The 12,598-nt window shown below is 67.1% G+C and carries 13 protein-coding genes and 1 tRNA gene; 6 read left to right on the top strand and 8 right to left on the bottom strand.

From position 1 onward, the window contains the following. Nucleotides 1-58 precede the first annotated feature (58 nt). Both GWK18_RS09760 and GWK18_RS09755 read left to right on the top strand, forming a co-directional pair. Nucleotides 59-274 (top strand): YbdD/YjiX family protein, encoded by a 216-nt coding sequence (locus GWK18_RS09760; protein ID WP_166834938.1) that lies wholly within the window; start codon nt 59-61, stop codon nt 272-274. 23 nt (nt 275-297) lie between these two features. Next, on the top strand, nt 298-792 hold the full coding sequence (locus GWK18_RS09755; RefSeq protein ID WP_166834936.1) for a hypothetical protein: 495 nt from the start codon (nt 298-300) through the stop codon (nt 790-792). 39 nt (nt 793-831) lie between these two features. Here the strand turns inward: GWK18_RS09755 and GWK18_RS09750 are convergent, their stop codons facing one another. Both GWK18_RS09750 and GWK18_RS09745 read right to left on the bottom strand, forming a co-directional pair. Beyond that, complete coding sequence (locus GWK18_RS09750; RefSeq protein WP_166834934.1) at nt 832-2,475, bottom strand: hypothetical protein; 1,644 nt, start codon at nt 2,473-2,475, stop codon at nt 832-834. Nucleotides 2,476-2,688: 213 nt separating this feature from the next. Then, a tRNA-Thr gene (locus GWK18_RS09745) sits at nt 2,689-2,761 on the bottom strand. 239 nt (nt 2,762-3,000) lie between these two features. Here GWK18_RS09745 and GWK18_RS09740 point away from each other — a divergent pair. Beyond that, nucleotides 3,001-3,765: an HAD-IA family hydrolase gene (locus GWK18_RS09740; RefSeq protein ID WP_166834932.1), complete on the top strand. Its 765-nt coding sequence runs from the start codon at nt 3,001-3,003 to the stop codon at nt 3,763-3,765. 46 nt (nt 3,766-3,811) lie between these two features. Here the strand turns inward: GWK18_RS09740 and GWK18_RS09735 are convergent, their stop codons facing one another. The 6 genes from GWK18_RS09735 to tmk form a co-directional block, all read right to left on the bottom strand. After that, nucleotides 3,812-4,798, bottom strand: a complete 987-nt coding sequence (locus tag GWK18_RS09735) for an IS481 family transposase (protein ID WP_166834930.1) — start codon at nt 4,796-4,798, stop codon at nt 3,812-3,814. A gap of 39 nt (nt 4,799-4,837) precedes the next feature. Next, nucleotides 4,838-5,614, bottom strand: a complete 777-nt coding sequence (locus GWK18_RS09730) for a MerR family transcriptional regulator (protein ID WP_166834928.1) — start codon at nt 5,612-5,614, stop codon at nt 4,838-4,840. A gap of 13 nt (nt 5,615-5,627) precedes the next feature. Next, the gene (locus GWK18_RS09725) at nt 5,628-6,533 is read right to left on the bottom strand and encodes a DUF2268 domain-containing putative Zn-dependent protease (protein ID WP_209280929.1); all 906 of its coding nucleotides are present in this window, start codon (nt 6,531-6,533) and stop codon (nt 5,628-5,630) included. A 104-nt stretch (nt 6,534-6,637) separates the two neighbouring features. Beyond that, nucleotides 6,638-8,140 carry an alpha/beta hydrolase gene (locus GWK18_RS09720; protein WP_166834923.1) on the bottom strand — a complete coding sequence of 501 codons (1,503 nt, stop codon included), beginning with the start codon at nt 8,138-8,140 and terminating at the stop codon, nt 6,638-6,640. A gap of 107 nt (nt 8,141-8,247) precedes the next feature. Beyond that, on the bottom strand, nt 8,248-9,387 hold the full coding sequence (locus GWK18_RS09715; RefSeq protein WP_166834921.1) for a DNA polymerase III subunit delta': 1,140 nt from the start codon (nt 9,385-9,387) through the stop codon (nt 8,248-8,250). Continuing rightward, on the bottom strand, nt 9,384-10,007 hold the full coding sequence (gene tmk / locus GWK18_RS09710) for a dTMP kinase (RefSeq protein ID WP_166834969.1): 624 nt from the start codon (nt 10,005-10,007) through the stop codon (nt 9,384-9,386). Before tmk ends, GWK18_RS09715 begins: the two co-directional genes overlap by 4 nt. A gap of 149 nt (nt 10,008-10,156) precedes the next feature. On the opposite strand from tmk, the gene GWK18_RS09705 reads away from it, so the two are divergent. From GWK18_RS09705 to GWK18_RS09695, 3 genes are all read left to right on the top strand, one after another. After that, the gene (locus GWK18_RS09705) at nt 10,157-11,308 is read left to right on the top strand and encodes a PLP-dependent aspartate aminotransferase family protein (RefSeq protein WP_166834920.1); all 1,152 of its coding nucleotides are present in this window, start codon (nt 10,157-10,159) and stop codon (nt 11,306-11,308) included. Continuing rightward, nucleotides 11,305-11,655 (top strand): DUF2516 family protein, encoded by a 351-nt coding sequence (locus tag GWK18_RS09700; protein WP_166834918.1) that lies wholly within the window; start codon nt 11,305-11,307, stop codon nt 11,653-11,655. Before GWK18_RS09705 ends, GWK18_RS09700 begins: the two co-directional genes overlap by 4 nt. A gap of 120 nt (nt 11,656-11,775) precedes the next feature. Beyond that, nucleotides 11,776-12,531, top strand: a complete 756-nt coding sequence (locus GWK18_RS09695; protein ID WP_166834916.1) for a phosphoglyceromutase — start codon at nt 11,776-11,778, stop codon at nt 12,529-12,531. The last annotated feature ends 67 nt before the right edge of the window (nt 12,532-12,598 follow it).

Genomic DNA, 12,598 nt, shown 5'->3' with positions numbered 1-12,598 from the left:
GTTGGGCCTTCGAGGCCCCGTCCCGAGGATCGAATCAACTGAGAGGAGCCGAGCCACCGTGAATGCACTCAACACTGTGCTGACCTCGACGGGTCGGCGCGCAGGGCAGGCCAGGCGCTGGTTCTCCGGGGTCATGGGTGCCGACAAGTACCAGCGCTACCTGGAGTTCCACGCCGCACACGGGCAGCCCGGTGAAGCACCCATGACCGAACGGGAGTTCTGGCGGGACTGGCAGGACTATCAGGAGAAGAACCCGCAGGGCCGTTGTTGCTGACGGTCTGAGAACATGTGAGCACCATGGGCTTCTTCAGCGAACACATTGCCGCACGCCGGGACGAGAAAGAACTCGGCCGGGGCGCTTGGCGGCGGGCACACGACCGGTTCCGGCGCGGACTGGACCGGTTCCACCAGGTGCTCGAGCAGTTCCAGGATCCTGCCGTGCTGGACGCCGTGGTGCCCGTGGCCAACGAACTCGCGGACCTGCTGCCCAGGATGCGGGGTCTGTGTTCCCGCTTGCAGACTCTCGCTCCCGCTGAGACGGAGGACATCCCGCCGTCGGAGGGTGGGTGGCTGCACGACGTCCACCGCGAACTCTCCCGCGCGGGCAACGATTTGGCGCAGGCGGCCGAAGCGCTCGCGATGGCCCGGTTCCATGGGCAGGGGACTGCGACGGATTCGAGTCAGCGGCCCGATGCGGCCCGCTTGCGGCTCGATGCCATTGCGCGACGTGCGGCGGCCGTGGCCGAACGGGTCGACCGGGCGGAGCAACTCTTCACGCTGCACGATTCCTGAATGCTTTCAGGTGGGCGTCGAACGACCGGCTGGAGCAGGTCAGAAGCTGTTCGGCGACCAGTCGTAGTCCGAACGACGTGACCGCTCGAAGCGGTAGGACATGAAACCGGTGACGGTCACGGGGCTCGTCGTTCCCGTGTTGGTCACTCTCAGCAGCAACACGTCCCCCGCGTCGAGTTTCTCGGCCCGGGTCCACCAGGGTGCCTGATAGCCGCTGTCGAAGGCACGGTCCAGAGCGTTGGTCTGCAGCCCGCCCACCCTGCTGTTCGTGCGTGGGTTCCACACTTCCACCACGGCGGTGTTCGGGCCTGAGACGATGTACCGGCCCATGTCAAAGACCACGAGGTCCCGGCGTCGGCGTGGGACCCGCAGGTGGCCAAGAACAGCGGAAGATCCGGGGTCAACCGTGGCAGTTCCGTGCAGACGTTCCGTGGGCATGGCGCCGATTTCGCGCCGGTCTCTGCCTTCGACGGCAATCCCGGTGGACATCGTGGCCGCGAAGTACCCAGACCAGTTGGACGAGAAGAACCGCGAGTTCATCCAGAACCGCGACTTGCCGTCCCGTGGACCCACGCATTGCACCGACAGCGGCCCGCCCCACTCACCTTGCCCGGGGACGGTGCCGACCTCGTGGACCTCCAGACCTTCGTCACCCACGATGTACAGGTGACAAGCGGTGTCGATGTTGGTGTAGGCGCTGTCATTGGATCCGGACATCATCCAGCGTGTGCCCTGGGGGTCCAGCGGCCAGGCCCACCAGTTGCTCGAGTTGGTCCGGAACGTCTTCTCCACCTGCGGGTTGGTGGCACCGATCTGGTCCCTTGCCATCCGGAAGATGCCCAGTTCCGAGGAATTGTCCGTGCCCCACACGATGTGATTCGGGAAGAACATCAAGTCGATCGCACAGGCCAGATAATTGGGAACCTGGGTGTTGAGCAGGACCGGTTCTACACCGGTGCCGTCAGCGGTCACCCGGTAAATGCCACCACCGGGCTGTAGGTCACCCACGGTCAGGTAGAGGCGCTGGGAATACTGGTCCCAGGTGATCGAGTGGATGTGACGGGTGACGGGTTGCCCAGTGGTCGAGGACATCCCGGGAAAGACATGGAACACGCTCCAATTCACCCCTTGGTCCGTGGAACGCCACAGGCGCAACTCGGGCACGCGGTCGGCCCCGGACGGCAGGTAGGCACCGAAGTAGAGGTGTCCCGAATTGGGATCACGTCCCATTGAAGTGGCGCCCAGGGGCTGGTCCCCGGTGAGCAACGTTCCGGATGCGGCGTTCGTCCAGGTCCGCCCGCCGTCCGCGGAATACATGGGTTGCATGACTGGTGCCGTGAATGTTCCTGCGTTACCCATTGCCACGATCCGTTGGAGGTCTGTGTCCGGAATGGGCATGAAGACGTCTTTGTATCCCGGGATGGGGTCGTTCGGCCCAGGGGAGTGGAGCCGAACCCAGTCCACTCCGGAAGACTGGGTTCGCATCAGGAAACCGTCCTGGTGCACGGCGTATGCGTTGTCACCGTCGCCCCAGATGATCCGCAAGGGGAAGGCGTCTGCGGGGAAGGTGCGTACGGCCGTGATGGTCGGTTGGCGCTGTCGCGGTGGTTGGTCTCCGGAGATGTCCAACAGGGTCGCTCCCGCGGCCACCGGTGTGGTGTTTTCAGGGGTCGGCGTTGTCATCCCGATGCCTCCTCATCGATTGGCATTTCGGCCAGTCTGAAGGCAGCGGCGGCATGGGACCAGAGATGTGGGCGGAAGTGTCCAACCTGTGTGACGAAGGTATGGGCGGAGCGTGTGGAGGGTTCTGGGCCCTGGCGTCTGATCGGTGCGGCACTCGGGCGTTCCATGAGACGAAAGGAGCCCGGTACCGTGGGGTACCGGGCTCCTTGACCGAGCCGCCTGCCGGAATCGAACCGGCGACCTATTCATTACGAGTGAATCGCTCTACCGACTGAGCTAAGGCGGCGCACAAAAGTGCGGCGCTGCGAGCAGCGCGCACGACACTTTAGCACCGCCGCGGGTCAGCACCACAAATCACCCGGGGTTCGGCTCGGGGATCTTCAGGGTTGGGTGTCATCCGCGCACGTGAACGACTGTTCTCCCAGCGTTCACCCGGCCGTCGACCCCAGGTCGGACCTGGGATTGTCCGCCCCTGGACGATGTGTGCTTCGAGATATTCCACGCACACGAACGCGGCGGTGAGTTATGGGGCACGACCTCACCCGTGGCCTGAAACTGGCCTTCATCGACATGTCAGGGACGACCTTCCAGGACAACGGGTTGATGGAGCGCGCCTTCATTCGGACCGTCCAGGACCTGGGTGTGGATACGGGCTCCCTGCGTTTCGCCGGGATGCTGGCTTATCTGCGGGACACGCTGGGACAGTCCAAGGTCCGGGTCTTCCAGCAGCTCTTCCAGGGCGACCCCGCCACGGCTCTCCGCGCCACCCACGAGTTCGAACGGCAACTGGACGAGTTGTTGAGCGCGGAGGGCGTCCAGCCCGTCGAGGGTGCGGCGGAATCCATCGAAAGACTGCACAAGGCCGGCCTCAAGGTCTGTTTGGCCACCGGGTACAACCGGCACAGCCAGAACATGATCCTGGAGTCCCTGGGGTGGATGGGTCTGGCCGACCTGAGCCTGTGCCCGGCGGATGCGGGACGCGGCCGGCCTTACCCGGACATGATCCTGACTGCGTTGCTGGCGCTGGACATCGGCGACGTCCGGGAGGTCATGGTCGTGGGGGACACCACGGCCGACATGCAGGCCGGGACGCGGGCCGGGGCCGGTTTGAAGGTGGGTGTGCTCACGGGTGCGCACCTGGGGCCGGCGTTGAAGTCGGCCGGGGCGGACGTGGTGGTTGATTCCATCCGCGCCGTCCCTGCACTGCTGCAGTTGCCGAGCTCGCACCGCGATTCGGGCTCGCACGGTTCCAGGGGAGAGTCCGTCCGCCGCCTGGCGATGCCCGGGTGACGCTGGGGGCATCCGGGAACGACGGCGGTGCCCACCTCGCGGACGGCTAGTTGTACTGACCGGGGACGTTGATCAATCGCGAGAAGGGCGGCTGGTTCCCGCAGGCCGTGTGAGGCCGGTGCTGGTTGTAGTAGTGCAGCCAACCATCCAGCTCGCCCCGACGCTCAGCCTCGCAGGTGTAGTAGCGGGCGTAGGCCCAGCCGTCAGCCAGGGTGCGGTGGAAGCGCTCCACCTTGCCGTTGGTCTGCGGACGATACGGGCGGGTACGTTTGTGCTTGATGCCGAGTTCGGTGCAGGCATCGCGCCACAGGTGTGAGCGGTAGGCGCCGCCGTTGTCGGACAGGACTCGCTCGACGGTGACGCCGCGGGCGTTGAACCACTCGACCGCCCGGACCAGCACGGCCGTGGCGGTGAGGGCGGTTTCGTCGTCGTGGATCTCAGCGTAGGCGACGCGGGAGTGGTCGTCGATGACGGTGTGGACGTAGGCCTTGCCCATCAACGGGTCGCTGTACTTGTTGCGGGGCTTGTCTGGGGTGGCGGCTCGGTTCTTCTCGCCTTGTTGGCGGCCGACGTAGCACCAGCCGCCTCCGTTTGGGATGTTGCCGAGCTTCTTCACATCGACGTGCAGCATGGCGCCGGGATGGTCGTGTTCGTAGCGCCGGACGGGTTCGCCGGTGGCGCGGTCCACGTGGGACAGTCGGTTCAGATGCGCGTCCGTGAGGATGCGGTGGACCGTCGAGGGAGCGATGCCGAGCCGGCAGGCCAACTGCACTGGCCCCTCTCGGAGGCGCAGCCGCAGGTTGATGCAACGCCGGGTGGTCGTTGGGCTGGTTCGGTTCGGCGAGCGGCGTGGGCGCGAGCTGCGGTCTTGCATGGACTCACCGCTGCGGTAGCGGTCGGCCCAGCGCTTCACGGTTGGCCAAGACACTTGGAAGCGGGCGGCGACCTCGCTAATCGGCCACCCGTCGTCGATCACCAGGCGAGCAACGATCAATCGGTGGCGCGGCGTGAGGGCGGCGTTGGCGTGGGACATGTGCGAGCTTTCTGGACGGGTCGCCGCGCTCGCCCAGGCTCACTCCGGATGGTTCGCGTCGGTGTAGTGGTGCAGTGCGTGGGCGGCGAAGGTGGCGGCTTCGGCGCTGCCGAAGGCGGGATGGAAGGCGGGGTTGGTGGCGTAGAGGTTGGCTATGCCGTGGAGCATGGCGCGGGTCTTGGCGGTGTCCCCGTCGTGGGCGGGGGTGCCGGGGATCTGGGCGAACCAAGCTGCGTGAACTGCTGCGTGGTCTTGGGCGGCCGTGTCTGTTGGTGCGATTCCGTGGGCATGCAGCTCGCCCCAACGGGCCAACAGCGCTTCGGCGTCGGCTTGGAACTGTCGTTGCTGGTCGATGCTCTTGGTGTGCCACCAGCGGTTCGACTGCTCGAACACGTCACGGCCCCACCGCTGGGTGACCTCGTCCTCGTAGCGGTCGTTGAAGCCTTCGAGCATCATGTCCATCCGGGGCTGGCGACCCTCGCGCCGCATCGCCACGGTGTGCTCGACAGCAGCAATGCGCCTCGCAAGGGCATCCTGGTCCCGGCGCAGCCGGAGCAGGTGGGCTTCGAGAGCTTCGACTTCGACACCATGGTCGGCCTCGCCAGCCAGTACTGCCTTGATGGCAGTCAGCGACAGACCGGCTTCACGCAGCAGCAGGATCCGTTGGAGTCGCGCAACCGCAGTGGGCCCGTAGTAGCGGTAGCCGTTGGCGCCGATCCGATCCGGGGCCAGGAGGCCGATCTGGTGGTAATGGCGCAGGGTCCGTGGGCTGATACCGGCCCGGTCTGCGAGTTCACGGACAGTCCACTCCACCATCGCGCTCCTCCTGTCAGCCGTCGTGTCGCGTCAGGCCCAACTGTGGCAGGGCGACGTCCAAGATCTCAGCGGCGGGCGTGGTGACACACTCGGCTGCCGTGCGACCGGTCGCCTCCAGATATGCCTGGGCAATGCGGGCCCCGGCCGCGTATCCGGCGCCGGTGGGCAGTCCAACCGGCGTGGAACCGAACAGGCGAGCACTGGCGTCGCCGAGGACCCAGGCGGCTAAGTCCTGCATCCCTGTCACGTCCAACCCCTCGACGACCCTGCGCAGAACGTCGTCACTGCGGCGGGTCTGATCGGTGACGAAGTGCGTGTAGCCGCGCCGGCTGTGGGACTGGGCAGCAAACAGGTCGGCGAGCCCCTCGGCAACGACGTGTTCACCGACCGTGACGGTCTGCGGGTTCCACACGATGCCACCGGGCGAGTAGCGCACGTTGTGGTGCAGTTCGTGCAGGGCGATCGCTTCCAGTCGGTCGAGGACCTCGTCGGTGGGCCAGACCGTGATCGCGATGTAGCCACTGATCCCGCCGAAGGCCGACAGGCCACCGATCTCGTCCATGAAGTGTCGGTTGGTGGGATCGCCCAGGATCAGCAGCACCGTCAGTTCGGGAATCGTTGCCACAGGACAGGCCGCCGCCAAGTCCTCAGTGCCCTGCGTGAGGGCCCGCTCCATGCGGTTCCACGCGTCGGCCTGCTCCAACCGATGGAGTGCGTCAAGCATGTCCTGGCGCGGGGCGCTCGGCCCGAAGCCGAAGTTCTGCCCGTGAACTGCGGCCATGTCGGGACCATCAGGGATGAAGAAGTACATGCCGACCATCGGCTCCCACAACCGGCGGGCCGCCTCCGGCCACTGGTCAGGGGAGCTATCGAACATGGCGTGCATGCCTGCGGCGCTGTCGAGCATCGTGATTGTCATGCCTTGGACGCTAAGCATTGACGTTACGGCAAGGTCAACCCTGCAGGTCGATCAACGTGTCCGGTCAGTACAGCTAGTAGGGGCCCGTTATCGGGTGGCGCCGGTCAGCTCGCGGCGCACACCGTCCCCTGGTCCGGCAGGTCGCCGTCGACCAGATAGGTGTTGACGGCGGAGATCACGCACGAGTTCCCGCTCGTGTACGCACCGTGGCCCCAGCCGTCGTAGGTCAGCAGACGGGCATTGCCCAGCTGCTCGGTCAGGGCCTCCGCCCACGGATACGGCGTGGCCGGGTCGTGGCGGGTTCCCACCACCAGGATCTGCGAGTCACCGTCGTACTCGGCCGCGGCCGGTTGATCCACGGACTCCACCGGCCAGCCCTGGCACGCTGCGTCCGAGTAGCCCAGGAACTCACCGAAGGTCGGTGAGACCTGGTTCAGTTCGTCCTGGTTCCGGGCCATCTGTTCGTCGGTCACCGCGTCGGCGTCGTAGTCCAGACAATTGACGGCGGCGAAGGCCACGCTCGAATTGCCGCGGTAGCTTCCGTCGGCCTCCCGCCCGTGGTTCGAGTCCGAGATCTCCAGCAACGCCGTGTAGTCGCCGCCCTGCGCATCCACCAGCGCTTGGTTGAGGGTCGAGTACCCGGAGGGGGAGTACAGCGGGACCAGAACCCCCTCGACGGCGGAGACCGACGAGACCTCGCGCCCGTCGTCCGCGGTCACGGACCCGTCCCGGGTGCGGTCGATGATGCTCTGGATCTCCTCCAGCCCGTCGTCCACGGATCCGTCGGTGAAGCACTCGCTGTTGGTCTCCGCGCAGTCCTCCACGAAACGCCGCAGGGTTTCCTCGAAGGAAGCGGCCTGGCCCACCGTGACCTCGGAATTGGTCAGCTCGGGATCCACGGCGCCGTCCAGAACGAACCGCCCCACGCGGTCCGGGAACAGGCCCGCGTAGGTCGAGCCGATCTGCGTCCCGTAGGAGAACCCCACGTAATTGGTGGTCGCATCACCCAGGACGGCGCGCATGACGTCCATGTCCCGCGCCACGGATTCCGTGTCCATGTGTTCCAGAACGGGACCTGAGTTCTCCTCGCAGGCCTGACCGACGTCCTCGTACTCAGAGCGGAGGTCGTCCAGGGACTCGGTCTCAGGGTCGAAGGCCGACTCCGCCCGCCACTCGTCCACCTCGGCGTCGTCCAGACACTCGATCCCGTCGGAGCGGTAGACCCCGCGAGGGTCGAAGGAGACCAGGTCGTAGGTCTCCTGGACGTCCTCGTCGAAGTACGCAGGGGCCGCCTGCATGAGGTCCACACCGGATCCGCCGGGCCCACCGGGGTTCATCAGCAACGATCCCTTACTGGCGTTCCCGCCGGAGGTTGACCGGGCCATGACCACGGTGGTGGTTTCACCCTCCGGGTCGGAGTAGTCCACGGGCACGGTCAGGTCCGCGCACTCGAGGTCCGACCCGCGGGCGACGTCCTGGCAGTCATCCCAGGTGATCTCCTGTTCGTAGTACTCGGCCAGCGCCGGGTCCGTACCGTCCAGGGCCGCCGAATCAGCCGTCGAGGTCTCCTTGGGGGCGCAGCCGGCCAGGGCGAGCACGGTGGCCATCAGCGCGACGACGGCCGCGGCCACAAGTGCCCGCGACGAAGAGAGCCGGTGGTAGCAGGACCGGCTCAGGGAAGATCGGCGTGGGGAAAACCGGCTGGGAAACCTCGTCACAACAACGACACCGCCATTGCCTCGAAGGCCAGGCCCGCGGCGGCGTTGGTGCGGATCCTGGAACGCGTCCGGGTGATCACGTCAATGCGCTTGAGGGATTCCTCCGGCGAACTGTTCGCGGCGTAGTCCTGCAGAGGCCCCTCCAGATGGGAATTGACCAGGTGGGACCCCGTTCCCAGTTGGAGGGTCAGCACGTCGCGGTAGAACGTGGTCAGATCGATCAGGAACCGGTCCAGGGTGTCCGTGCGGATGCGCTTGGAGCGCCGCTTCTGATCGTCCTCGAGTCGCTTCAAGGCGCTGCGCACGCTGGGGGGCATCCGCCCGGATTCCGGTGCTCCCAAGGCCACCATCAGGTGGGCGCGCTCCTCCTCGTGGCGGGTCTCCGCGTCGGCGGTGGCTTCTTCCTCGGCAAGTTTGGTCAACCGGTCGGCCTCCCGCACGGCGTCGGCCACGCCACCCAGGCGAAGCGGCAGTTCCACCACCCGACGACGCCGCTCGCGGGCGTCGTCGTACTGGGCCAGGCGCCTGGCGACGCCCACGTGCGACTGGGCGAGCCGGGCGCATTCCGCGGCCAACGCGGGGGGAACGCCGTCGCGGGTTTCGAGCAGTTCGGCCACGGCCTCGACCGGTGGGATCCGGAGGGTGACCGGGCGGCACCGGGAGCGGATGGTGACCAGCACGTCCATGGGGCTGGGGGCGCACAGGAGCCAGATCGTGTTGGGCGGCGGTTCCTCGATGGCCTTGAGCATGACGTTGGAGGTCCGCTCAACCATACGGTCGGCGTCCTCGACCACCATGACCCGCCACCGGCCCACGGAGGGTTTGTCCTGGGCCCGGACCACGAGCTCCCGGGCATCGTCGATGCGGATCTCGTTGTGTTCGGTGCGGAAATGCGTGAGGTCCGCGTGCGACCCGGATGCGACCGTGCGGCAGGACGTGCAGCGCCCGCACCCGCGCTCCGCAGGGTCCGGCTGTTCACACAGCAAGGCGGCGGCCAGCGCCAGGGCCGCGCTGGATCGCCCCGAACCCGGGGGGCCCGTGAACAACCACGCGTGCGTGGGGCGTTCGTCCTGTGCTGCGCGCTGCAACTGGGCCACCACGGCGTCCTGACCCACCAGTTCGTCCCAGACCGTCACGGCAACCGCCTCGCTCCCAGCATCTCCTGTGCATGTGCGGCGATCCGCTCGGCCAGGGCGGGAACGGGGGAGTCCGCCGGAAGGACCAGGTAGCGGTCCGGGGACTGTGCGGCGAGGTCCAGGAAGGCCTGACGGACCTGGTCGTGGAACTCCTCGGATTCCTGCTCCATGCGATCCTCCGTGCGGGAGGACCGGCGCGCGCGCCCCGTGGCCGCACTCACGTCCAGCAGCACCGTCAGATCGGGCATGAGTCCGCTCACGGCCCAGGTGTTGAGGTCGCGCACCACGGCGGTACCCAGTCCACGGCCTGCGCCCTGGTACGCCACCGAGGAATCGAGGTAGCGGTCGGTCACCACCACCTCCCCGCGCTGCAAAGCAGGGCGGATCACGGTCTCCACGTGGGCACTGCGCGAGGCGGCGAACAGCAGCGCCTCCGTCCGTGCGTCCACGGGGGCGTACGCAGGATTCAGGACCAGGTCACGAATCTCCTCACCCATGGGTGAGCCGCCGGGTTCGCGGGTGGTCAGGACGGTGTGGCCGGTGTCCTGGAGGTTGCGGGTCAACCGCTTGATCTGGGTGCTCTTGCCTGCGCCGTCTCCGCCTTCCAACGCGATGAACAGCCCCGGGTACCGTTCGACCGAGCCAGGTTCGTCTGAGCTGCGGTCCTCGGAGGCCTGGCCGGTCGGATCGCCATGGGGAGCGGTGGAAGTCACTGCTCAACTGTAACGGCGGGATCGGACGACGCGACGGGCGAGCCTATTCTTGTGGCATGTCTGATTCCACGGGCCTCCGGCCTGACACGGTCGTGGTCACCGGCGGCCGTCCCGAACCCGTTCACGACGCACCCGTGAGCCCCGCCGTCGTCCTGACCTCGACCTATCGCGGAGCCGGGGAGATGACCGACACCGACCGTGGGTACGGTCGGATGTCCAATCCCACGTGGGAGGACTTCGAAGGGGTGCTCGGTCGGCTCGAGCACGCGGACCTGCCCGCACTGGCGGTGGCCTCCGGGCTGGCCGCCGTGGGGACCGTCATGTCACTCGTACCCGTCGGTGGGCGGGTGGTCATGCCCACCCACGCCTACCAGGGCTCCCAGGTCCTGGTCGACGACGCACAACGCGCGGGCCACTTCACCGTGACCCGGGTGGACGTCACGGACACGCAGGCGGTCCTGGAGGCTGCCGACGGTGCCGACCTGGTCTGGCTGGAGTCTCCGACGAACCCCATGCTGGAAGTGGCCGACCTGCCCGAGATCCTGGCGGCCACCCGTGCCTCTGGGGTGCTGACCGCCGTCGACAACACCTTTGCCACGCCCTTGCTGCAACGGCCCCTGACTCTCGGCGCGGACATCGTGGTGCACTCGGTGACCAAGTACCTGGCCGGGCATTCCGACGTCGTCCTGGGGGCCGTGCTGACCACCGACCCCGACCTGTGGGCGCGGTTGAAGCACCACCGCACCATCAACGGTGCGATCCCCGGGACTTTCGAGACCTGGCTGGCCCTGCGGGGCATGCGCACCCTGTCGCTGCGGGTCGAGCGTTCGGGCCGCTCAGCGCTGGACCTGGCCGCGCGCCTGGCCGCGCACCCCGCCGTGACACGGGTGCGGTACCCCGGCCTGACCTCGGACCCGGGGCACTTCCGGGCGGCGGCCCAGATGGACGGTGGGTACGGGGCGATCATCAGCGTCGAGCTGGCCACGGATGCCGACGGCGCTCAACGAGTGGTCGAAGCCCTCGAGGTGTGGACCCCGGCGACCTCGCTGGGAGGAGTGGAGTCCCTGGTGGAGCGGCGGCGAAGGCACCACGACGAACCGGCGACCGTCCCCGAATCACTGCTGCGGCTGTCCGTGGGGATCGAGAACGTCGAGGACCTGTGGGCGGACCTGGATCGCGCGTTGGCGACCGTTAGGCTCGGATCATGACCCTCTCGCCCTTCGAGTACCTGATCTCGCAGCTCGTCACCTGGACCGATGTGGCGGCTGTTGTGTTCGTGGCTGTCCTGTGCGGCCTCGCCTTCTTCCACTGCCTGGCCAGGACCAAGGCCGTCCAGTTCCAGCGCGCGTTCAAGCGGACGCGGAGCTTCTGGCTGGCCGCGACCGGCGCTTGCTTTGCCGTGATCGCACTGGTCCTGGCCATGATTCTCACCGGGCAGTTGGCAAGCAGCAGCTCCTACTTCGTGGCGCTCATCACCGCCACGGTCTGCGGCGTCTATCTCGCGGACGTCAAGCCCGCCGTCGACGTGGAATCCTCCGGTCCCTCTGCCTGGTGACCCGCGGTCCCGCGGCGATCCCAGACCTTTCAGCACGCGGAACCACGAATTCACACAGGAACGCAGACACAGGGCTGCAACACGAGACATCGGCGGTCGCCGCGGTGAAATACTGGGCGCATGGCTACTGAAGCGAAGTACAAGCTGATCCTGCTGCGCCACGGGCAGTCGGACTGGAACGAGAAGAACCTCTTCACCGGCTGGGTTGACGTGCCGTTGACCGAGAAGGGCAAGGGCGAGGCCACCCGCGGCGGTGAGCTGCTCAAGGAACGCGACATCCTCCCGGACATCGTGCACACCTCCCTGCTGCGTCGCGCGATCATGACCGCCAACCTCTCCCTGGACGCCGCGGACCGTCACTGGATCCCCGTCAAGCGGTCCTGGCGCCTCAACGAGCGTCACTACGGTGCGCTTCAGGGCAAGGACAAGACCCAGGTGCGTGACGAGTACGGCGAAGAGCAGTTCATGACCTGGCGCCGTTCCTACGACGTGCCGCCGCCCGAGTTGGACGACGACGACGAGTTCTCGCAGGCCCACGATCCCCGCTACGCCGACGTGCAGGACGCCCCGCGCACCGAGTGCCTCAAGGACGTCCTGGAGCGTTTCCTGCCGTACTGGGAAGAGCAGATCGTCCCCGACCTCAAGGCCGGAAACGTGGTTCTGGTCGCCGCGCACGGCAACTCGCTGCGCGCGCTGGTGAAGCACCTGGACGGGATCTCCGACGACGACATCGCCGGCCTCAACATCCCGACCGGCATCCCCCTGTACTACGAGCTGGACCAGAACTTCCGCCCCGTGACTGCGGGCGGCGAGTACCTGGACCCGGAGGCCGCAGCGGCCAACATCCAGGCCGTGGCCAACCAGGGCAAGAAGTGACCTGATCCTGGCGGGCCCCCACCGACGGCCTCAGCACAAGGGCGGGGCCCACAACCGGATGGTTGTG

The organism is Kocuria sp. JC486, from assembly GCF_011602805.1.
GTDB lineage: Bacteria > Actinomycetota > Actinomycetes > Actinomycetales > Micrococcaceae > Kocuria > Kocuria soli.
This window is presented reverse-complemented; position numbering and strand designations above follow the sequence as displayed.